This window comes from Telluria sp. RT2P19 (assembly GCF_059685725.1).
Genome location: NZ_JCASIL010000030.1, coordinates 1 through 21,349, shown reverse-complemented (window position 1 = coordinate 21,349; position 21,349 = coordinate 1). Strand labels below are relative to the sequence as shown.

The following is a 21,349-nucleotide window of genomic DNA, read 5'->3' as shown; positions in this document are numbered from 1 at the left end:
CATGAAGCGCCCGACCTGCCCGACCTGCCTGCGCGCGCAATCGGCCTGCATCTGCCACTGGATCGCGCGCGTGCAATCCCGAGCCGGCTTGCTGGTGCTGCAGCATCCGCTGGAAGTGGGCAACGCCAAGAACAGCGCGCGGCTGCTGCACCTGAGCGTGGCGGGCAGCAGCCTGGCCGTCGGCGAGACCTTTGCGCCGGACGCACTGGACGAACTGCTGCATGCGGATGGGCGGGTGCCGGTGCTGCTGTACCCGGAGACGGCGGGGGACCAGAACCTGCCATTGGCGCCGCCCTTGCCGGACTTGCCTGCCGACCGGGTGCGGCTGGTGGTACTGGACGCCACCTGGCGCAAGAGCCGCAAGATGCTGTACCTGAATTCCGGTTTGCAAAAATTGCCACGGCTGGCATTGACGGACGTGGCGCCATCAAACTACCGCATCCGCAAGGCCCATGCCCCGCATCAGCTGTCGAGCCTGGAAGCGGCGGCCCAGGCGCTGGCCCAGCTGGAAGGGAGTGGCGAACGGTTCCGGCCGCTATTGGAAGCCTTCGACGGGTTCGTTTCGCAACAGGCATCGTACGCGCGCGCTTGAATTCGGCATCGGGGCGGCGTAATATACTGTATAAACATACAGTATTGGAGCGTCTTGTGGCCATGATCGATCTTCCAGCTCTGCGCGAACCGTTCGACGACGGGCACATTGCCCTTGCGCCAGCCGCGCCGCCGCTCGCGCGCAAGGGCCGAGGTGCGGTATCGAACCTGCAAGGCCGCTACGAGGTCAATGGCCGCGAGCGCTTCGACGATGGCTGGGCGGTCGACGACGAAGGGGGACCAACGGCTTTCAGGACGGTCGTCACCGACGAGATCGCCAAGAGCATCCTGTCGCGCAATACCTCACCCGACATACCGTTCAGCGTCTCGCTGAATCCCTATCGCGGCTGCGAGCACGGCTGCATCTATTGCTTCGCGCGGCCCACGCACAGCTACCTCGGCCTGTCGCCCGGGCTCGATTTCGAGAGCCGCCTGTTCGCCAAGGTCAACGCGCCCGAGCTGTTGCGGCGCGAACTGGCCAAGCCTGGCTACGTCCCCGAGCACATCGCCATCGGCGTCAACACCGACGCCTATCAGCCGTGCGAGCGCGAGCGCAAGCTGACGCGCGCGGTGCTCGAGGTGCTGTCCGAGTGCCGCCATCCGGCCGGGCTGATCACCAAGTCCTCGCTGATCGAACGCGATATCGACATCCTGGCGCCGATGGCGCAAAAGGGTCTTGCTTGCGCGGCCATCACGCTTACCACGCTCGACGCCGAGATCTCGCGCACGCTGGAACCACGCGCGGCGGCGCCGATGCGGCGCTTGCGTACCATCCGCACGCTGACCGAGGCCGGCATTCCGGTGAGCGTCAGCGTGGCGCCGATCATCCCGTTCGTGACCGAGCCCGAGATCGAACGCATCCTCGACGCGGCGCGCGACGCCGGCGCGGTCGGCGCCCACTACACGGTGCTGCGCCTGCCGCATGAGGTGAATCCCCTGTTCCAAGAATGGCTGCAGGCCCACTTCCCGGACCGCGCGCAGCGGGTGATGAACCGGATCCGCGAGATGCGTGGCGGAAAGGACTACGACAGCGACTTCGCGACCCGCATGAAAGGCGAGGGCGTCTGGGCCGACCTCATCCGGCAGCGCTTCGAGAAGGCGTCCGGGCGGCTGGGGTTCTCGGATTTGCGCGGGCGCTTCGGGCGCCTCGACAGTTCGCAGTTCAGGCGACCGCTGGTGGTGCCGCAGGCGCCGGGCCGGCAAAACGCGAAAGGAGCCGGCCAGCTGGATTTATTCTAAGATGCGATATTGATGTGCACGGCTGGCCCAGGACGCCTGGCCCCGGCTTACAATGCCGTCCCATCGCACTCTTCGAGATCCTATGGCCACGTCAGTTCCACCAGCGCAGAGCGGTTATCCAGCGAGTCCCGTCAAGCCGGGCGGTTCAGTGTTCTCGATAGAGCATGGTCTGCAGGCAGCAGGCGTTGGCAAATTCCAGTACCGCATCTTCACGATCTTCGGTCTGGTCTGGCTGGCCGACGCCATGCAGGTGCTGTCGATCGGCTTTTCCGCGCCGTCGATCGCCAAGACCTTCGGCTTGAGCATGCCGCAAGCCCTGCAGACCGGGACGCTGTTCTTCGTCGGCATGCTGATCGGCGCCTTCGTGTTCGGCCGCCTGGCGGACAAGATCGGACGGCGCCCGGTGCTGATGCTGGCGGTAGTGATCGACGCCTGCTTCGGCGTGGCGTCCGCCTTCGCGCCCGACTTCGCCTGGCTGCTGGTGCTGCGCTTCCTGACCGGCATCGGCGTCGGCGCCACCCTGCCGGTCGACTACACGATGATGGCCGAGTTCCTGCCCAGCGACCGACGCGGCCGCTGGCTGGTGCTGCTCGAGTCGTTCTGGGCGCTCGGCACGATCTGCCTGGCCGTGCTGGCGCTGTGGGCGGTGCAGTGGGGCGACGACGCCTGGCGCCTCATCTTCTTCGTCACCGGATTGCCGGCCCTGGTGGGCGTGTTCCTGCGTTTTTATATTCCCGAGTCACCGATGTACCTGCACCGCAGCGGCAAACCGGACCAGGCGCGCGCGGTGCTGGCGCGGGTGGCCAGGACCAATGGCCGCGATGTCACCATCCCGGCGCTGCAGGCTGAACGCCGGCAGGCCACCTCGCTGTCCTCGCTGTTCAGGGACGGCCTGCGTCGCCGCAGCATCGCGCTGTTTGTCGCGTGGGCGCTGATCTCGATCGCCTATTACGGCGTGTTCGTCTACCTGCCGATCCGCCTGGGCGCCGAAGGTTTCGGCTTCATGCGCGGCCAGGAATTCCTGATCGTGCTGGCGCTGGTCCAGTTGCCGGGGTTCGCCCTGGCCGCCTATGGCGTCGAGCGCTGGGGGCGCAAGCCGACCCTGGTCGGCTTCCTGTTATTGAGCAGCGTCGGCTGCCTTGGCTACAGCCTGGGCAGTTCGACCGCACTGGTGGTGGGTTCGACGCTGCTGATGAGTTTCGCGCTGCTCGGGACCTGGGGCGCCCTGTATGCGTTCACGCCCGAGGTCTATCCGACACGGCTGCGCGCCAGCGGCATGGGCATGGCCGGCGCCGTCGCGCGTTTCGGCGGCCTGTTCGCGCCGGCGATCGTCGCGCCGGTGATGGCGACGCACTTCACGCTGGCGCTGGTAATGCTGTCGAGCTTCCTGCTGGTGGGGGCGGTGGCGATCCTGTGTGTCGACACCGAGTCGCGCCGGCGGGCGCTGGATTAATGATCGTCTTGATGAACTGAGGTAAAGAGGTGAAGCAGATGCAAGCGCAGCAGCAGGATCTTGCGATGATTGTTTTCGTCGGGGCCGAGTCGACCGGCAAATCAACCCTGGCCCGGCTTCTGGCGCAGCGACTGGACGCCGGCTTCGTGCCCGAGATCGGCCGCTTCATCTGGGAAGAAAAGCAGGGCCGGCTCAGCGCCGACGACTATGTCGAGATTGCCGAGCGGCACCGCGAGGCCGAAGCCGCCGCGCTGGAGCGCGCGGCCGGTCCCTATGTGTTCGTCGACACCAACGCGCTCACCACGCTGCTGCTCGGCCTGTGCTTCGGCCAGGTTACCGAACCGGTCCCGCCCGCGCTGCTGCGCTACGCCGACGATTGCCGCACCCGCTACCTGCACCATTTCGTGTGCGCCGACGACATCCCATATGAAGAAGAACCCGGCGTGCGCGAAAGCGCCGACTGGCGCACGCATGTCCAGCGCCTGGTGCTCGACGACCTCGACCGCCGCGATATCGCGTACACGGTATTGACGGGCACGCTCGAACAGCGCGCCGCGCAGGTGATGGCCGTCCTGTCGCCGGTCGGGCAGGACGAGCAGATTACGCGCGCAGCTGCGTAAGGCCCGCATCGCCAAAATCGGCCAGGTGCCGCTCGAGCGCGAATACGTGCGGATCGGGCTTGCCGAGTTCGCGCAAGGCATGGGCCAGGCCCAGCAAATATTCGCTGTTCGGGCCGCTTGGGCCCCGCGCCGTGGCGATCTGGCGCGCGATATCGCGCTCGTCGGCCGGGCCGAGATAGGCCTGGTTCTCGTGCGTGGCGATATAGACGATCCCTTCATCGCTGCCGCCGTCGTCGAAATGCATCTCGGTCGCCAGGCGCAGGTAGCCGTTCTTTTCGCGGTGGTCGAGGTGGGCGAATTCTTCGGGTGTCACCAGGTAGGCCATGCCATGGCACCGCGCGCCGGCATCGGGCACCAGGGTCACGACGCGTCCCGGCGCCGTCTCGGTGCCGCGGTGGTCGTGCGAGCCTTGCCAGAAGCGCCGCGACCAGCCGCCGATATAGGCCGGGCGCCGGTCGAGGTAGGGAAAGTCGGCCTTGAAAATCAGCGAACCGTAGCCGAACAGCCACACGCTCTCGTGGCCGTCGAACCTGTTCATCCGCTGGTTGATCGCGATCGTGTCGTGGGACATCGTAAAGTCATGCAATGGAAATGATGCTGCCTATTGTAGCGCGGCGCCCACCATCAGCCTTGCGACCCTTTTACATATCCAAACAAGAAATTGATATAACTCTCGGCCGCCGGCGATAGCGAGCGGCTGGGGCGCGTATAGATGAAAAAGCGCCGCGTGAGCACCGGTTCATCCAGCGGCCGCAATACCAGGCCATGCAGCTTCACCAGCGGTTCGGCATATGGCAGGCATACGGTCACCCCGAGCCCGGCGCTGACCATCGCCAGCGCCGTCGTCATGAACGTCACCTCGTGCGCCGGCTTGATGGGCGTCTCGCGCAGCGACGCATGCATATCGTCGAGCAGCCGTTCCGTGAACTGGCCCTGCAGCGAAATGAAGGGGTGGTGCGCCACGTCGCGCCAGCTCAGGCGCGGCATCGTCGCCAGCGGATGATCCCGCGGACACACCAGCGAAAACGGCATCTCGAACAAGGTGCGCGCCTCCAGCGCCGGCGCCGGCACGCGCTCGGGGCCGATGCCGATATCGGCCTCGCCGGACACGACGCGCGCGATCACGCCCTCGACCTCGGTATCGCTCAGGCGGATTTCGATCGCCGGATGGTCGAGACGGTAGGCCGCGATCGCCTGCGGCAGCAGGGTGCACGACATCAGCTGCGGCGCGGCAATGCGTACCAGCCCTTTCTTGAGCTGCGTATGAGCGGCCACGTTAGCCAGCGCACCGTCCAGGTCATCGATCATCTGGCTAAATAGCGGGAACAGTTCGCGGCCGATATCAGTCAGGTTGATCCGGCGCGTGCTGCGGTCGACCACGCGCGCCCCGAGGGTCTGTTCGAGTTCCTTGATCAGCCCGGACAGCGCCGACTGCGTCACATGGATCGCCTGCGCCGCGAGCGTGAAATTGCCGGTCTTGGCAAGGGCGACGAAGGCGCGCATCTGGCGCAGGGTGGGATTCATGAGAAAACCTGATAAATCGGGTTGAAAATACCGTTTGTATGATAGTCGGTTTTCGTCTGTAATGGTGGCTACTCAGCAATATCGAAGGAAACGCCCATGAAACTCGCCACCCTCAAATCCGGCGGCCGCGACGGCTCCCTGGTCGTCGTCAGCCGCGACCTGGTTACCTGTCAAGCCGTGCCCGACATCGCGCGCACCATGCAAGCCGCGCTGGACGACTGGGATGCGGTCGCGCCGCGCCTGCAGCAGGTCTACGACCAGCTCAACGACGGCAATGCCGACGCCGCCGAATCCTTCATCGAACAGGAATGCCACTCGCCGCTGCCGCGCGCCTATCAATGGGCGGACGGCTCGGCCTATATCAACCACGTCGAGCTGGTGCGCAAGGCGCGCAATGCCGAGGTGCCGGCGTCGTTCTATACCGATCCGCTGATGTACCAGGGCGGCGGCGATTCCTTCGTCGGACCGTGTGATCCGATCGCGGCCCTGTCCGAGGACTGGGGCATCGACCTCGAGGCCGAGGTGGCGGTGGTCACGGGCGACGTGCCGATGGGCGCCAGCGTCGAACGGGCGGCAAGCGCGATCCGCCTGGTCATGCTGGTCAACGACGTCTCGCTGCGCAACCTGATCCCGAACGAGCTGGCCAAGGGTTTCGGTTTCTACCAGTCCAAGCCGGCCAGCGCCTTTTCGCCGGTCGCCGTCACGCCGGACGAGCTGGGCGACGCCTGGCATGACAGCAAGCTGCACCTGCCGCTACTGGTCACGCTCAACGGCGCCGCCTTCGGCCGCCCGAACGCCGGCGAAGACATGACCTTCAGCTTCGCCCAACTGGTCGCGCATGCGGCCGCCACCCGCGAGCTGTGCGCCGGCAGCATCATCGGCTCGGGCACGGTGTCCAACAAGCAGGGAAGCCTGCACGGCTCGAGCGTGGAGAACGGCGGCGTCGGCTACTGCTGCCTGGCCGAGGTGCGCATGTATGAAACCATCGAGCAGGGCAAGCCGCAAACGCCGTTTTTGCGTTTCGGCGACACGGTGCGCATCGAAATGTTCGACGCCGGCGGCGCCAGCATCTTCGGGGCCATCGACCAGGAAGTCGCCCCGTATCGGCCAACTGCGCGGCAACCATCGCATGAGAGGCACTGATGAAGCTCTTTACCTACTTTCGCAGCTCGGCCGCTTACCGGGTACGCATTGCGCTCAACCTGAAGGGGATGGCGTATGACGCGATCCCCGTGCACCTGTTGAAGGACGGGGGGCAGCACCTGCAGGACGAGTACCGCAAGATCAACCCGAGCGGCCTGGTGCCATCGTTCCAGGACGACCGCATCACGCTCACCCAGTCGATGGCGATCATCGAATACCTCGAAGAGATCCATCCCGAACCGCCATTGCTGCCGAAGGACGCACCGGGCCGCGGGCGCGTGCGCGAGCTGGCCCAGATCATCGGCTGCGACATCCACCCGATCGACAACCTGCGCGTGCTGAACTACCTGGTCAAGCACCTGGGCTTGTCGGACCAGGCCAAGACCGAGTGGTACCGCCACTGGATCATCGAGGGCTTCCAGTCGCTCGAGGCGCACCTGGCGCGCGATCCGGGCGCCGGCCCGTTTTGCCACGGCGACCATCCGACCATCGCCGACTGCTACCTGGTGCCGCAGGTGTTCAATGCGCAGCGCTTCAATATCGATGTGTCGGCCTACCCGAACATCGACCGCATCAATTCGCTGTGCATCGAGCTGCCGGCGTTCAAGGCGGCGCATCCGTCGCACCAGCCGGATACCGAATAACGGCCGCGGCGCGCACATGTGGAGATTTTCTTTAGAAAGATTTTACATTCTTATATAAATTTATACATATTTACGACAAACAAGGTGGTGTTTCGTCAACTGTCAGGAGAAGCGTCAAGTTCAGAATTGATTTCCCAACATACAGAGAGGATAGATCATGAACTTGTCTACATTGATTCCTGCTTTAGCGCTTTCCCTGGTCACCGGCATCGCATCGGCCGCGCCGACCTCGTCCTTCGTCGATTTTTCACAAGGCGCAGCGGGCTGGGATGGCAACCTGCCCAAGGATGGACCGGTCGGCTCCTGGATCGATACCAGCCTGGGCAACGGTGCGCCGGCGCTGCGCAGCGTGAACGCGGCCTGGGGCATCGATTTCTTCAACCGCGGCAACCAGGACGTCCTGGGCGATTACAGCAAGCTCGGCAGCGTGACCATCGGCCTGGACGTCATCGCCAACTCGATCCGTTATCGCGGCGAGGAAGTCATGCGCAACCTCGTCGTCGAGCTGCGCGACTATGCCACCACGCCGGAGGACATGAATTTCACCAGCATCTGGTTCAACCTGGGCAGCATCGACTTCACGCAAGGGTGGCAGCACCTGTCGGTGACCATCGCCGATACGACCGCGTCCCTCCTGCCGTCGGGCTGGGGCGGGGCGCACATCCTGGGCGCGCAAGCGGGCCCGACCCTGCCGTCCGGTCGCACCTTCGCCGACGTGCTGGCAAATGTCGACGAACTGCGGTTCTCGACCTACGTCCCAGGCCAGGTGTATGACTACACCGAGTTCGACATCGCGATCGATAATATTCTTGTCCAGCCTGCCAGTGTGCCGGAACCGTCGACCCATGCCCTGATGCTGGGTGGCCTGGGGCTGCTGGGCTGGATGGCGCGCCGCAAGTCGCGCCGTTCCCGGATGGCCTGACCCGGGTTGCGGGCCTGGGCGCTGCATCCGGCCCAGGCCGGCGGACAGGACTGGCAGGGCGGGCTACAATCCGCCGTTATCCATCTGCCAGTCCGCCATGACCACGACCGCCATTCCCGTCCCGATCCTGCAAGCCCTCGACCTGGCCGACGCCTCCTGGCGTGGCATCCTTGAAGCCGGCCTCGACGCCGTCGCGCGCGCCAATCCGGGCTACCTGCCGGCGCTGGCCGTCGACGATTACCTGCCGACCGAACATCGCCTGTTTGCCGCTTTCGCCCAACCATTCGACAAGGTCCGCTACGTCCTCGTGGGCGAGGGACCCTACCCGCGCGCCGACAGCGCGACCGGCGTCTGCTTCATGGACGGCGCGGTAGGGGAGTTGTGGTGCGCGACCGGCCTGTCGAAGCCGGTCAACCGCGCGACCTCGCTGCGCAACTTCATGAAGATGCTGCTGGTCGCGGGCGGCCGCCTGCAGCCGGATGCGACCGGTGGCGCCGCGCTCGCGCCGATCGCGCAGGCGGCCAGGGACGACGGCTCGATCCAGACCCTGGCCGAGCTGCAGGACAACCTGCACGGCCATGGATTCCTGCTGCTGAACGCGGCGTTGGTGTTTCGCAAGCACGTTGCGCCGGTCATCGATGCGCGCGCCTGGCTCCCATTCCTGCAAACGGTATTGGCGGCGCTGGCTGAGCAGTCCACGCCGCCGACCCTGGTCTTGTGGGGCAAGATTGCCGAGCAACTGAAAAGGTTGCCCGAGACGGCAGCCTTCCCGCAGGCGCTGGCCGAGCATCCCTACAATCTGAGTTTCATCGGGCACCAGGGAATGCAGGAGCTGTTCGGTCCCATGGAGCTGTTGCGCAAACGGTAACGGCCGTTTTCAGGGGCTTCCAAGACAAGCCGCCGGCGATTTGCTATACTTGACTAAATCGTTCAACTAATCGGGTTTTTAGCCGGTCCCGCAAGAGGTGTTGCACAGTGGTGCGGGATAGTTGAACAAGAGGAATATTTTAACATTAACCGGGGTTGTAATGCGTCTGACCACCAAAGGCCGTTTTGCCGTTACCGCGATGATCGATCTTGCTATGCGTCAAGGCAATGGTCCCGTCACGCTGTCAGGCATCAGCCAGCGCCAGGCCATTTCGCTGTCCTACCTGGAGCAGCTGTTCGGCAAGCTGCGTCGCCACGAGATCGTCGAATCGATCCGCGGCCCGGGTGGCGGCTACAGCCTGGCCCGGCCCGCCGGCAAGGTGACTGTCGCCGACATCATCATCGCCGTCGACGAGCCGCTGGATGCGACCCAGTGCGGTGGCAAAGAAAATTGCCACGGCGCCCATACCGATGGCGCCCGCTGCATGACCCACGAACTGTGGACCACGCTGAACGAGAAAATGGTCGACTACCTCGATTCGGTCTCGTTGCAAGACCTGGTCGACCAGCAGCGGCAAAAAGAACAGAACGTCGTGCACGTGCACCGTGGCGCTCCCGCCACCGTCGGACAAGATTGAAGCTTACTGGAGTGAATTGATGAACGCGCCTTTGGACAAGAAAACCGAGCAGAGCTTCGCGACTGCGCCCCATTTCCCGATCTACCTGGACTACTCGGCCACCACGCCGGTCGATCCACGCGTCGCGGACGCCATGATCCCGTTCCTGCGCGAGCAGTTCGGCAACCCGGCGTCGCGCAGCCACGCCTATGGCTGGAGCGCCGAGGCCGCGGTCGAGGAAGCACGCCAGAACGTGGCCAATATGGTCGGCGCCGATCCGCGCGAGATCATCTGGACCTCGGGCGCGACCGAGAGCAACAACCTGGCCCTGAAGGGTGCGGCCCAGTTCTACAAGACCAAGGGCAAGCACATCATCACGGTCAAGACCGAACACAAATCGGTGCTCGACACCGTGCGCGAACTCGAGCGCGTGGGCTTCGACGCCACCTACCTCGAGCCGCAAGACAACGGCTTGATTACCGTCGAGCAGCTGCAGGCCGCGCTGCGTCCGGATACGATCCTGGTCTCGGTCATGCTGGTCAATAACGAGATCGGCGTGGTCCAGCCGATCGAAGAGCTGGCCGCGCTGTGCCGCTCGAAAGGCATCGTCTTCCACTGCGACGCCGCGCAAGCGGTCGGCAAGGTCCATATCGACCTCGAGAAATCGAAAGTCGACCTGATGACCTTCACCGCGCACAAGGTCTACGGCCCGAAAGGCGTCGGCGCCCTGTACGTGCGCCGCAAGCCGCGCGTGCGCCTCGAGGCGCAGATGCACGGCGGCGGCCACGAGCGCGGCCTGCGTTCGGGCACGCTGCCGACCCACCAGCTGGTGGGCATGGGCGAAGCCTTCCGCCTGGCGAAACAAGAGATGGAAAGCGAACTGGTCAAGGTGCGCGCGCTGCGCGACCGCCTGGCCAAGGGCCTGCTTGAGATCGAAGAGGTGTATATCAACGGCGACATGGACCACCGCGTGCCGCACAACCTGAACGTCTCGTTCAACTATGTCGAAGGCGAGTCGCTGATCATGGCGGTCAAGGACATCGCCGTGTCGTCCGGTTCGGCCTGCACCTCGGCCAGCCTGGAACCGTCGTACGTGCTGCGCGCCCTGGGCCGCAGCGACGAACTGGCGCACAGCTCGATCCGCTTCACCATCGGCCGTTTCACCACCGAAGAAGAGATCGACTTCGCCGTCGAGCTGCTCAAATCGAAGGTCGGCAAACTGCGCGAACTGTCGCCGCTGTGGGACATGTTCAAGGAAGGGATCGATCTCAATTCGATCCAATGGGCAGCCCACTAATTTAAGTACGCATTTACCCAATAAGGGAGCACTACCATGGCATATTCGGACAAAGTACTGGACCATTACGAAAACCCGCGCAACGTCGGCGCCTTCGACAAGGGCGATGACGCGGTCGGCACCGGCATGGTCGGCGCGCCAGCTTGCGGCGACGTCATGAAACTGCAGATCAAGGTCAACGACCAGGGCCTGATCGAGGACGCGAAGTTCAAGACCTATGGCTGCGGTTCGGCCATCGCGTCGAGCTCGCTCATCACCGAATGGGTGAAGGGCAAGAGCCTGGACGAGGCGCTGGCGATCAAGAACACCCAGATCGCCGAAGAACTGGCGCTGCCGCCGGTCAAGATCCACTGCTCGATTCTGGCAGAAGACGCGATCAAGGCCGCCGTCGCCGATTACAAGGCGAAGCACGAGAAGGCAGCAGCGTAACAAATGGCGTAGGGTGGACGGCCCGCCGTCCACGCGTTCAGCTCACGTTGGCTCTGTGGTAAAGCACACGACGATTGACCGCGTGGACGGCAAGCCGTCCACCCCACAGCCGTAGCAGCAGCGCAAGCATTTTTTTAGTAGAACAGAGCTGGAGAAGCACATGGCAATCACCCTGACCGAAAAAGCCGCGAAGCACGTCAACCGTTACCTCGAACGCCGGGGCAAGGGCATCGGCTTGCGTTTCGGTGTGCGCACCACCGGCTGCTCCGGCCTGGCCTACAAGCTCGAGTACGTCGACGAGAGCGCCGCCGAAGATGCGGTGTTCGAGTCGCATGGCGTCAAGGTCTTCGTCGACCCGAAAAGCCTGGCCTACATCGACGGTACCGAGCTCGACTTCGCCCGCGAGGGACTGAACGAAGGCTTCCGCTTCAACAACCCGAACGTCAAGGACAACTGCGGCTGCGGCGAGAGTTTCCGTATCTAAAGCCGACGCCACGCCGATGCAGAATCACTTCGACCTGTTCCAGCTGCCGGCCCGTTTCGAGGTCGACCAGGACGCCCTCGACTCGGCCTACCGCGAAGTCCAGGGCCGCGTCCACCCGGACCGCTTCGTCAACGCGACCGACGCCGAGAAGCGCGTCGCGATGCAGTGGGCGACCCGCGCCAACGAGGCCTATCAAACCCTGCGCAACCCGCAAAAGCGCGCGCAATACCTGTGCGAGCTGAACGGCGTCGACCTGCAGACCGAATCGAACACGGCCATGCCGCCCGCCTTCCTGATGCAGCAGATGGAATGGCGCGAAGAACTCGAAGATGCGCGCGCGGCCAAGGATGCGATCGCGCTCGACCGGCTCGAGGCGCAGTTGCGCAGCGAACGCAAGAACATGCTGGCGGCGGTTGCGCGCCAGCTCGACGCGGGCGACTTCAGCGGCGCCGCGCAAGGCGTGCGCGGCCTGATGTTCCTCGATAAATTCGGCGACGAAGTGCAGTACGCCTTCGAAGCAATCGACGCCTGAGCGTTTGCGGCATTGTGGGGTGGACGGCTATGCCATCCACGCGTTCAATTCTTTCGTGCAATGCGTCGACATGTGGGCTGGCTGGACGCGTGGACGGGAAACCCGTCCACGCCAGCGTATGTTCATCCGGCGCGTAGAATAGCGGTCGCACCGACCCGGCGCAGAAAAACAATATTGGTATCACGACTATGGCACTCCTCCAAATCGCCGAACCCGGCATGTCCACCGCCCCGCACCAGCACCGCCTGGCCGTGGGCATCGACCTGGGCACCACCAACTCGCTCGTCGCCACCGTCCGTAGCGGCAGCCCCGAAGTGCTCAGCGACGAGGAAGGCCGCTCGCTGCTGCCGTCGATCGTGCGCTATCTTCCGAACGGCCACGCCAACATCGGCCACAAGGCCCGCGTGCACCAGACCACCGACCCCAAGAACACCATCGTCTCGGTCAAGCGCTTCATGGGCCGGGCCCTGGCCGACATCGCCCATGCCGAAAACCTGCCGTACGACTTCGTCGACGGCCAGGGCATGGTGCAACTGAACACGGTCGCCGGCGTGAAAAGCCCGATCGAGGTCTCGGCCCAGATCCTGGCCACGCTGCGCCAGCGCGCCGAGGATTCGCTCGGCGACGACCTGGTCGGCGCCGTGATCACCGTGCCGGCCTACTTCGACGACGCCCAGCGCCAGGCGACCAAGGACGCGGCCCAGCTGGCCGGCCTGAACGTGCTGCGCCTGCTGTCCGAGCCGACCGCCGCCGCCATCGCCTATGGTCTCGACCATGGCAAGGAAGGCGTCTACGCGGTCTACGACCTGGGGGGCGGCACCTTCGACATCTCGATCCTCAAGCTCTCCAAGGGCGTGTTCGAAGTGCTCTCGACCGGCGGCGATTCGGCCCTGGGCGGCGACGATTTCGACCATCGGCTGTTTTGCTGGATCACCGAGCAGGCCAAGCTGGCGCCACTCTCCGAGCACGACACCGCCACCTTGATGGTCAAGGCGCGCCAGGCCAAGGAACTGCTGTCGACCAACGAAGAAACCACGGTCGAGGCGATCCTGAAGTCGGGCGAGCTGGTGCAGGTGACCGTCACCGCCGAAGTCTTCACCGAGATCACCAAGCACCTGGTCGGCAAGACCATGAACGCGATCCGCAAGGCGATGCGCGATGCGAACGTCAGCGCCGACGACGTCGACGGCGTCGTGATGGTCGGCGGCGCGACGCGCATGCCGCACGTGCGCCGCGCCGTCTCGGAATTCTTCCAGACCATCCCTCATGCGAATATCGACCCGGACCGCGTGGTGGCGCTCGGCGCGGCGATCCAGGCCGACCAGCTGGCGGGCAACCGCGCCGAAGGCGACGACTGGCTGCTGCTGGACGTCACTCCGCTGTCGCTGGGCATCGAGACGATGGGCGGCCTGGTCGAGAAGATCATCCCGCGCAATTCGACCATCCCCGTGGCGCGCGCCCAGGAGTTCACGACCTTCAAGGACGGCCAGACCGCCCTGGCGGTGCACGTGGTGCAGGGCGAACGCGAGCTGGTGTCGGATTGCCGCTCGCTGGCGCGCTTCGAGCTGCGCGGCATTCCGCCGATGGCCGCCGGCGCCGCGCGCATCCGCGTGACGTACCAGGTCGACGCCGACGGCCTGCTGTCGGTGGCGGCGCGCGAGATGCGCTCGGGCGTGGAGGCGTCGATCACGGTCAAGCCCTCGTATGGCCTGGCAGATGACGACGTGGCGCGCATGCTGCAAGAGTCGTACAGCTCGGCGTCCGACGACATGCAGATGCGCGCGCTGCGCGAAGAGCAGGTCGAGGCCGAGCGCATCCTGCTGGCGACGCAGTCGGCGCTGGATGCCGATGTCGACCTGCTGTCACCTGAAGAGCAGGGCGCGATCGGACAGCAATTGCAAGCGGTGCGCGATGCGGTGAGTGCGTCGAATGATGCGTCGGTCGCGCCGGGTCAACGCCAGGATGCCTTGCACGGCGCCGTCCAGGCGCTGGCCAGGGGCACCGAGGAATTCGCCGCCCGCCGCATGGACAAGAGCGTGCGCAAGGCGCTGGCCGGCAAGTCGCTGGACGAGGTCTGAACGTCCAGAACGCATTGCGACCCGCGCCCCATGAACGTCGTTCCCGCTTCCGCGGGGACGACGTGGCGGCTGACGCGGCATAGAACAAGCAGTAGCGCACCACCTACAACATACCAACCGAGGTAACCCAAGTGCCACAAATCGTCATCCTCCCACACCCGGTGTTCTGCCCCGACGGCGCCGTGCTCGAAGCGCCAAGCGGCAAGTCGGTCTGCGACGTCCTGCTCGACAACGACATCGACATCGAGCACGCCTGCGACCGCGTCTGCGCCTGCACCACCTGCCACGTGATCGTGCGCGAAGGCTTCGATTCGCTGAACGAGCAGGAAGAAAAGGAAGAAGACATGCTCGACAAGGCCTGGGGCCTCGAGCCGAATTCGCGCCTGTCGTGCCAGGCGATCGTCGCGGAAGAAGACCTGGTGGTCGAGATCCCGAAATACACCATCAACCACGCCGCCGAAAAGAACCACTGAGTTGTCCATGAAGCGCGCCGACCAAGCCAGGAAAGTCCCGGCACCACAGGAACTGCCGCCAGAGGTTCGTCCGGGCCAGTCGATCGAGCTGCTCAAGGAGCTGCACATCCTGACCCGCGACGGCAAGTTGAATCAGGACAGCCGCCGCAAGCTCAAGCAGGTCTACCACCTGTACAACTTCATCGAGCCGCTGCTGCGCGACGTGAAGAACGAAAAGGGCAGCGTCTCGCTGGTCGACCACGGCGCCGGCAAGTCCTACCTCGGCTTCATCCTGTACGACCTGTTCGTCAAGGCCGAGGGCGAGGGCTCGCACATCTACGGCATCGAGACGCGCGAAGAACTGGTCAGCAAGTCGACCGAGCTGGCCGCGCGCCTGGGCTTCACGGGCATGTCGTTCCTGCCGCTGTCGGTCGCCGAATCGACCGCCTCGACCGAGCTGCCGGAGTCGATCGACATCGTCACCGCCCTGCATGCCTGTAACACCGCCACCGACGACGCCATCGACTTCGCCCTCAAGAAGAAGGCCAAGCACATGGTGCTGGTGCCGTGCTGCCAGGCCGAAGTCGCGACCGTCCTGCGCAAGAACAAGGGCAAGGACCTGGGACGCAGCGCACTGACCGAGATCTGGCGCCACCCGATCCACACCCGTGAATTCGGCAGCCAGCTGACCAACGTGCTGCGCTGCCTGCAGCTCGAGGCGCACGGCTACCAGGTGACGGTTACCGAACTGGTGGGCTGGGAACACTCGATGAAGAACGAGCTGATCGTCGCCACCTACAAGAACCTGCCGCGCCGCCGGCCGGCCGAGCGCTTGGGCGAGGTGCTGGGCGAGCTGGGACTTGGCGAAATGAGAGAGCGTTTCTACGCTCCCCAACCTGCAACGACGGAATGACGAGAATATGAGCATGAGCACGAACATGGGCACCGAGCGCTGGATCGACCTGCGCTCCGACACCGTGACCCAGCCCAGCGCCGCGATGCGCGCCACCATGGTGGCGGCACCCGTCGGCGACGACGTCTATGGCGACGATCCGACCGTCAACCGCCTGCAGGATTACGCGGCCGACCTGTTCGGCTACGAGGCCGGCATGTTCGCCCCGAGCGGCACCCAGACCAACCTGATCGCCTTGATGACCCACTGCGGCCGCGGCGACGAATACCTGGTCGGCCAGGAAGCGCACACCTACAAGTACGAAGGCGGCGGCGCCGCGGTGCTGGGCAGTATCCAGCCGCAGCCGATCGCGAACCAGCCCGACGGCAGCATCGCCCTGGCCGACATCGAAGCCTATATCAAGCCGGACGACATGCACTTCGCCCGCACCCGCCTGCTGGCGCTGGAAAACACCATCGGCGGCCGCGTGCTGAGCCAGGAATACATCGCGGCGGCCACGAAGCTGGCGCACGACAAGGGCCTGGCCACCCACCTCGATGGCGCGCGCATCTGCAACGCCGCCGTCAAGCAGGGCATCAGCCTGCGCGACGCGGTCAAGGGTTTCGACACCGTCTCGGTCTGCCTGTCCAAGGGCCTGGGCGCCCCGGTCGGCTCAGTCCTGCTGGGACCGAAATCGTTCATCGAGCAGGGCAAGCGCTGGCGCAAGATGCTGGGCGGCGGCATGCGCCAGGCCGGCGTGATCGCCGCTGCGGCCCATTACGCGCTCGAGCACAACGTCGCGCTGCTCGCCAATGACCATGACAATGCGGCCGAACTGGCGCAGGGCCTGGCGAGGATCGAGCAGCTGAAGGTCGGCGCGCCGCAGACGAATATCTTCTGGATGGATGTCCCCGCAGCCGCCTGCGCGCCGCTGCGCCAGGCGCTCGAGCGCGCCGGCATCCGCGCCACGGTCGGCCCCAGGATGCGCCTCGTGACCCACCTCGATATCTCGAACGACGACGTCAAGCGCACGGTCGAGGTGTTCACTGCGTTCTTCGCGGATTGGCGAGCATAAATGAATGAACTGAACACCGAAGACGGTATCCGCCTGGCCAAGCGCGTCGCCGAAGTGGCGGGTTGCTCGCGCGCCGAGGCCGAACGTTATATCGCCGGCGGCTGGGTCAGCGTCGACGGGGTCGTGGCCGAAGACCCGGCCGTGCGCGTGTCGCCGGTACAAGCCGTCGTGCTGCTGCCCGGCGCCACGCCGGTCGAACCCGAACCGGTCACCATCCTGCTGCACAAGCCGGCCGGTGTCGAGCAGGATGCCGTCCTGGCCACCATCGGCCTTGATACGCAAGTGCTGGACAACGGTCGCGGCAAGCCGTTCCTGCGGCGCCACCTGCACAAGCTGGCCCTGGCCACGCCTCTCGAAACGATGGCTTCGGGCCTGGTCGTCCTGAGCCAGGACTGGCGCGTGATGCGTAAGCTGGTCGAGGACGCGCCGCGCAACGAGTACGAATACGTGGCCGAGGTCGAAGGCCGCATCGCCGATGGCGGCTTGGACAAGCTGGGTCGCATGTTCCGCGCCAGCTGGCAAAGCGAGGCGCGCCTGCGCATCGCCGGCAAGAACATCCAGCGCGGCCAGATCGAGCGCCTGTGCGGCGACGTCGGCCTGACGGTCACTGCGTTGCGGCGCCTGCGCATCGGCCGCATTTCCATGGGCGGCCTGCCGCCAGGCGGCTGGCGTTTCCTGCGCGACGTCGAACGCTTCTGATTTTTTCGCTGCACAGCTTTTCCCATGCCAAGTTCGTTCCGCCTGGTCGCGACCAGCGTCCTGTTTTTCCTGTTGCTCGGTCCCGTGATGCCGGTGATCGAATTCACCCTGGCCACGCTGTTGACCAAGGGCCGCATCGAGATCATGCCCTCGTTCTATCTCGCGGCACTGCTGTTCGGCGCCCTGATCGCGGGCACGCTCGGCCTGGCGCACGGGGTGCTGGTTGCGCTGGCCGTCAAGCTCGAACCGCTGCGCCGGCGCCTGCACGGCACACCGCGCCGTGTGCTGCTGGGGGCGGGCGCCGCGCTGCTGTGCGGACTGGCGATGACCGCCGCGACGCTGTACCTTGCGCGCGATTCCTTCGGCGACCTGCTGGGCGGGATGGACCCGAACAACCCCGATCCCTGGAAGATCATCCGCGCCTATATGGTAATCGAGCTGTTCATCCTGCCGGCGCTGGTGTGCGGTATCTTGTTCCAGCTGCTGCCGTGGTCGCGCAAGCTGATGCAGCGCGCCATCGAACGGGCCTGACAAGTCATACCGCTGTCATGTTCGACAACTATGCTGTCGATTTTTCACACCTGGAAAATCGACCACCATGCTCCTGCGCCGCCCCGCCAAACCCGCCAGATACCTTCCCATGATGAGCGCGATCGCGCTGGCCTGCCTGCTCGCGGCCTGCGGTGGCGACGACGACGAAGATCCGACGCCGACCACGCTCGCGCTGCAAAAGATCGGCAGCTACGACGGTGGTGCGGTGGGCGCGGCGGAAATCACGGCCTATGACGCGTCGAGCCGCCGCCTGTTCGTCGTCAACGGCGCCAACGGCACGGTCGACGTGCTGGACCTGGCGGCGCCCGCCACGCCGAAACTGATTGGCACCATCAACGTGGCCGGCCTGGGCAAGGCGGTCAACAGCGTCGCGGTGCACGACGGCCTGGTGGCGCTGGCGATCGAAGCCAATCCAAAGACCGAGCCGGGCGCCGTGGCCCTCTATAACGCGGCCGACCTTAAACTGGTCAACAGCGTCAAGGTCGGCGCGCTGCCGGACATGCTCACCTTCACCCCGGACGGCAGCAAGCTGCTGGTGGCGAACGAGGGCGAGCCGAGCGGCTACGGCGTGGCCGGCAGCGCCGACCCGGAAGGCTCGGTCAGCGTCATTACCGTCAACCGCGGCGGCGCCCCATCGGTGGCCACCGCCGACTTGCGCGCCTTTAACGGCCAGGAGGCTTCCCTGCGCGCGCAGGGGATCCGCCTCTATGGACCGAACGCCAGCGCGGCCCAGGACTTCGAGCCGGAATACATCACCGTCAGCGACGACGGCCGCACCGCCTACGTGAGCCTGCAAGAAAACAACGCGATCGCCATCGTCGACGTGGCGGCCGCCAAGGTCACCGCGGTCAAGCCGCTCGGCTTCAAGGACCATGAGGTGGCCGGCATGGGGATGGACGCGTCGGACGAGGATGGCGGCGCCAACACCAACAGCGGTTCGCCGGCCATCAAGATCGGCCCGCAGCCGGTGAAAGGCATGTACCTGCCGGACGCCATCGCCAACTTCACGGTGGACGGCAAGCGCTACCTGATCACCGCCAACGAGGGCGATGCGCGCGCCGACTGGCCGGGCTTCAACGAAGAGACCCGCGTGCGTGCGCACTGCACGGCGGGGCTGGACCCGGCGCGCTTCCCGGACGCGGCCAGCAGGATCCTCGATTCGAACCTGGGGCGCCTGCGCGTGACGACCACGCCGAATGGCGGGATCACAGGCAAGAACGCCGCCGGCCAGTGCACCGAGCTGTATACCTTCGGCGGCCGCTCGTTCTCGATCTGGGACAGCGACATCAAGCGCGTCTACGACTCGGGCGACGAGTTCGAGCGCCGCACCACGGCGCTGCCGAACGTCAAGTTCAACGCCAGCAACGACAACAACGACCTGGAAGACCGCAGCGCCTCGAAGGGCCCGGAACCGGAAGGCGCCGTGGTCGGCAAGTTCGGCGACAAGCATTACGCCTTCATCGGCCTGGAGCGCGTCGGTGGGGTGATGGTGTATGACGTGAGCAAGCCGGCCCAGGCTGCCTTCGTCACCTACCTCAACACCCGCGACGGCGACAAGGGAGACCTGGGTCCGGAAGGGCTGACCCTGATCCCCGCCGACAAGTCGCCGAACGGGAAACCGCTGCTGATCGTCGGTAACGAAGTCAGCGGCACCACCGCCGTCATGCAGATCAATCTGACTTACTGATCCGAGCGTTTGCGCATGAGCTGAAGACCGACCGCGGCGGCCACCACCGCCGCGCCGGCCACCAGCGCCTTGTTGGCGCTCTGGCCTGGCTGGCTGCGTGGCTGATTCAGGCGATCCGGCTCGCTGTGGATGCCGCTGGCCCCATGCGGCGGCGCGTACAGCGCGCCACGCGTGTCGCGCGCCGGGTCGGCCCGCCTGGCCCAGGCATCCATGAAGCGGTTCATGCCCGACGCGATGAGATTCGGCGCCAGCTGGGTGGCCTTCATGGCGGCGGCAGGCGCGCCGATCACGGTCGTGTCGCGCGGGCTGCGCGCCAGCTTCACGATGGCCTCGGCCACCGTCTCCGGCGCCAGCGCGCCCGGCGGATACGACAGGTGCGCGCCGGTATAGTTGGCGGCGTGGCTGAAACCGGGCGAATCGACGAAAGTCGGGTAGACGTCGCATACATGGATGTGGCGCCGCTTGCCCAGTTCGGCGCGCACGGCTTCGCTGAAGCCGCGCAGGCCGAACTTGCTGGCCGAGTAGGCCGCCGCATAGGGCGATGCGACATAGCCGCCGGCCGAGATCATGTTGACCCAGATGCCGTGGTCCTGTTCCAGGAAGATCGGCAGCACCGCGTGCGCGTCGTGCATGTGGCTGAGCAGGTTCGTCTCGACCACCTTGCGGTGGTCGGCCATCGGCACGTCGTGGTACTTGCCGACCACGCCGCTGCCGACATTGCTGAACCACAGGTCGATGTGCCCCAGGATGCCGCGCGCCTCGTGCGCGAAGGCGGCTACCGCCCCGGCGTCGGTCGCATCGACCACCACCGTTTCGGCCCGGCCACCGGCCTGGAAGCAGCGGCGGGCCACGTCATCGAGCCCTTCCTTGCCGCGCGCGCCGAGCACCAGGTCGGCGCCCTCGCGGGCGAAGGCGACGGCGGTCGCGGCGCCGATGCCGCTCGATGCGCCCATGATGACCACGCGAAGAGTCGATCGCTTCATCGTTGACCTTTCATTCAATATTGAAAAGCCGATTATTCCGCGATTCGGCAGACCGGCGCGTTCGAATGCCGCGCGGCAAGCTCAAGCCGATCAGCGTTGGATTCTGGGTTGTTGAAATCGTCCCATCCCAGCGCCCCCAAAATTGCTGATATGTTCGTTGTCCACGGTCAAATGGCCCGCAATTCTCGATGATAGATTGGCATTTTATGGCGATGTGAGTGGACTATGTTCAATGCCAATAGTAAAGTTCTGCGACCAAACAATGGTATGAAAATGCCGCCCGCGGCAAAAATGAGCATGCGGCAAACTGAAAACGCGATCTATCGTTACTACAAGGCGATGTCACCGTTACCTATGGATGAATCCGATCGCGATGCGTAGCAATTGCTCGACAGAAGTAACTCGCCCACCATCGAGGGCCCACAGCCAACCAAGGTAATTCGGCAGGCGCCATGACGCCACGCCATGAAAGCGCGCCAACCACTCCTTGAAACGTCGGTGATAAGCGTTCACGTTTTGCACGTGGATCGCGCGCTGGCTGCTTGCGCGCACCCGCTGGCCCGCCTGGA

At 65.1% G+C, this 21,349-nt stretch carries 23 protein-coding genes and 1 pseudogene; 20 read left to right on the top strand and 4 right to left on the bottom strand.

Translation table 11 applies throughout. The annotated features are described in order from the left end of the window. The first annotated feature begins 1 nt into the window (after window position 1). The 4 genes from AC56KW_RS25065 (at window position 2) to AC56KW_RS25050 (ending at window position 3,903) form a co-directional block, all read left to right on the top strand. On the top strand, window positions 2–592 hold the full coding sequence (locus tag AC56KW_RS25065) for a tRNA-uridine aminocarboxypropyltransferase (protein WP_497173344.1): 591 nt from the start codon (window positions 2–4) through the stop codon (window positions 590–592). A 62-nt stretch (window positions 593–654) separates the two neighbouring features. Further along, window positions 655–1,830, top strand: coding sequence for a PA0069 family radical SAM protein (locus AC56KW_RS25060; protein WP_497173343.1), 1,176 nt, complete (start codon window positions 655–657; stop codon window positions 1,828–1,830). Window positions 1,831–1,987: 157 nt separating this feature from the next. Continuing rightward, window positions 1,988–3,283, top strand: a complete 1,296-nt coding sequence (locus AC56KW_RS25055) for an MFS transporter (RefSeq protein WP_497173355.1) — start codon at window positions 1,988–1,990, stop codon at window positions 3,281–3,283. A gap of 65 nt (window positions 3,284–3,348) precedes the next feature. Then, window positions 3,349–3,903, top strand: a complete 555-nt coding sequence (locus tag AC56KW_RS25050; RefSeq protein WP_497173342.1) for an AAA family ATPase — start codon at window positions 3,349–3,351, stop codon at window positions 3,901–3,903. Here AC56KW_RS25050 and AC56KW_RS25045 read toward each other — a convergent pair. Together AC56KW_RS25045 and AC56KW_RS25040 are read right to left on the bottom strand one after the other, a co-directional pair. Then, window positions 3,884–4,474 carry a gamma-glutamylcyclotransferase gene (locus AC56KW_RS25045; protein ID WP_497173341.1) on the bottom strand — a complete coding sequence of 197 codons (591 nt, stop codon included), beginning with the start codon at window positions 4,472–4,474 and terminating at the stop codon, window positions 3,884–3,886. The genes AC56KW_RS25050 and AC56KW_RS25045 overlap by 20 nt on opposite strands. Before the next feature lie 53 nt (window positions 4,475–4,527). Next, on the bottom strand, window positions 4,528–5,427 hold the full coding sequence (locus AC56KW_RS25040; protein ID WP_497173340.1) for a LysR family transcriptional regulator: 900 nt from the start codon (window positions 5,425–5,427) through the stop codon (window positions 4,528–4,530). 96 nt (window positions 5,428–5,523) lie between these two features. Between AC56KW_RS25040 and AC56KW_RS25035 the strand changes: the two genes are divergently transcribed. The 16 genes from AC56KW_RS25035 to AC56KW_RS24960 all read left to right on the top strand — a co-directional run bounded on the left by AC56KW_RS25035 (window position 5,524) and on the right by AC56KW_RS24960 (window position 19,797). Further along, window positions 5,524–6,570, top strand: a complete 1,047-nt coding sequence (locus AC56KW_RS25035) for a fumarylacetoacetate hydrolase family protein (protein WP_497173339.1) — start codon at window positions 5,524–5,526, stop codon at window positions 6,568–6,570. Next, on the top strand, window positions 6,570–7,214 hold the full coding sequence (gene maiA / locus AC56KW_RS25030; RefSeq protein ID WP_497173338.1) for a maleylacetoacetate isomerase: 645 nt from the start codon (window positions 6,570–6,572) through the stop codon (window positions 7,212–7,214). The genes AC56KW_RS25035 and maiA overlap by 1 nt, the downstream gene beginning before the upstream one ends. A 157-nt stretch (window positions 7,215–7,371) precedes the next feature. After that, window positions 7,372–8,136: a PEP-CTERM sorting domain-containing protein gene (locus AC56KW_RS25025; protein WP_497173337.1), complete on the top strand. Its 765-nt coding sequence runs from the start codon at window positions 7,372–7,374 to the stop codon at window positions 8,134–8,136. A gap of 97 nt (window positions 8,137–8,233) precedes the next feature. After that, the gene (locus AC56KW_RS25020) at window positions 8,234–9,004 is read left to right on the top strand and encodes a uracil-DNA glycosylase family protein (RefSeq protein WP_497173336.1); all 771 of its coding nucleotides are present in this window, start codon (window positions 8,234–8,236) and stop codon (window positions 9,002–9,004) included. Window positions 9,005–9,164: 160 nt separating this feature from the next. After that, window positions 9,165–9,641: a Fe-S cluster assembly transcriptional regulator IscR gene (gene iscR / locus AC56KW_RS25015; protein ID WP_497173335.1), complete on the top strand. Its 477-nt coding sequence runs from the start codon at window positions 9,165–9,167 to the stop codon at window positions 9,639–9,641. Window positions 9,642–9,660: 19 nt separating this feature from the next. Further along, window positions 9,661–10,917, top strand: coding sequence for an IscS subfamily cysteine desulfurase (locus tag AC56KW_RS25010; RefSeq protein ID WP_497173334.1), 1,257 nt, complete (start codon window positions 9,661–9,663; stop codon window positions 10,915–10,917). Window positions 10,918–10,953: 36 nt separating this feature from the next. Beyond that, the gene (gene iscU, locus AC56KW_RS25005; RefSeq protein WP_005666324.1) at window positions 10,954–11,346 is read left to right on the top strand and encodes a Fe-S cluster assembly scaffold IscU; all 393 of its coding nucleotides are present in this window, start codon (window positions 10,954–10,956) and stop codon (window positions 11,344–11,346) included. Between the two features lie 160 nt (window positions 11,347–11,506). Further along, the gene (iscA, locus tag AC56KW_RS25000) at window positions 11,507–11,830 is read left to right on the top strand and encodes an iron-sulfur cluster assembly protein IscA (RefSeq protein ID WP_005666326.1); all 324 of its coding nucleotides are present in this window, start codon (window positions 11,507–11,509) and stop codon (window positions 11,828–11,830) included. Between the two features lie 16 nt (window positions 11,831–11,846). Next, window positions 11,847–12,362 carry a Fe-S protein assembly co-chaperone HscB gene (hscB, locus tag AC56KW_RS24995; RefSeq protein ID WP_497173333.1) on the top strand — a complete coding sequence of 172 codons (516 nt, stop codon included), beginning with the start codon at window positions 11,847–11,849 and terminating at the stop codon, window positions 12,360–12,362. Window positions 12,363–12,550: 188 nt separating this feature from the next. Next, a complete protein-coding gene (gene hscA / locus AC56KW_RS24990; protein ID WP_497173332.1) occupies window positions 12,551–14,440 on the top strand; it encodes a Fe-S protein assembly chaperone HscA in 1,890 nt (629 codons plus the stop codon). Window positions 14,441–14,571: 131 nt separating this feature from the next. After that, complete coding sequence (gene fdx / locus AC56KW_RS24985) at window positions 14,572–14,913, top strand: ISC system 2Fe-2S type ferredoxin (protein ID WP_497173331.1); 342 nt, start codon at window positions 14,572–14,574, stop codon at window positions 14,911–14,913. Between the two features lie 7 nt (window positions 14,914–14,920). Next, window positions 14,921–15,805 carry a class I SAM-dependent methyltransferase gene (locus tag AC56KW_RS24980; RefSeq protein WP_497173330.1) on the top strand — a complete coding sequence of 295 codons (885 nt, stop codon included), beginning with the start codon at window positions 14,921–14,923 and terminating at the stop codon, window positions 15,803–15,805. Window positions 15,806–15,818: 13 nt separating this feature from the next. Then, window positions 15,819–16,859, top strand: a complete 1,041-nt coding sequence (gene ltaE, locus AC56KW_RS24975; RefSeq protein WP_497173329.1) for a low-specificity L-threonine aldolase — start codon at window positions 15,819–15,821, stop codon at window positions 16,857–16,859. After that, window positions 16,860–17,558, top strand: coding sequence for an RNA pseudouridine synthase (locus tag AC56KW_RS24970; protein ID WP_497173328.1), 699 nt, complete (start codon window positions 16,860–16,862; stop codon window positions 17,556–17,558). A gap of 24 nt (window positions 17,559–17,582) precedes the next feature. After that, entirely contained in the window at window positions 17,583–18,089 is a 507-nt protein-coding gene (locus AC56KW_RS24965; RefSeq protein ID WP_497173327.1) for a hypothetical protein, read from the top strand. A gap of 109 nt (window positions 18,090–18,198) precedes the next feature. Next, a complete protein-coding gene (locus AC56KW_RS24960; protein ID WP_497173326.1) occupies window positions 18,199–19,797 on the top strand; it encodes a choice-of-anchor I family protein in 1,599 nt (532 codons plus the stop codon). On the opposite strand, the gene AC56KW_RS24955 is transcribed toward AC56KW_RS24960, so the two are convergent. Both AC56KW_RS24955 and AC56KW_RS24950 read right to left on the bottom strand, forming a co-directional pair. Beyond that, on the bottom strand, window positions 19,791–20,780 hold the full coding sequence (locus AC56KW_RS24955; protein WP_497173325.1) for an SDR family oxidoreductase: 990 nt from the start codon (window positions 20,778–20,780) through the stop codon (window positions 19,791–19,793). The two genes, AC56KW_RS24960 and AC56KW_RS24955, sit on opposite strands and share 7 nt — an antisense overlap. Window positions 20,781–21,128: 348 nt before the next feature. After that, a pseudogene (locus AC56KW_RS24950) lies at window positions 21,129–21,349 on the bottom strand (IS1595 family transposase); the annotation flags it as partial.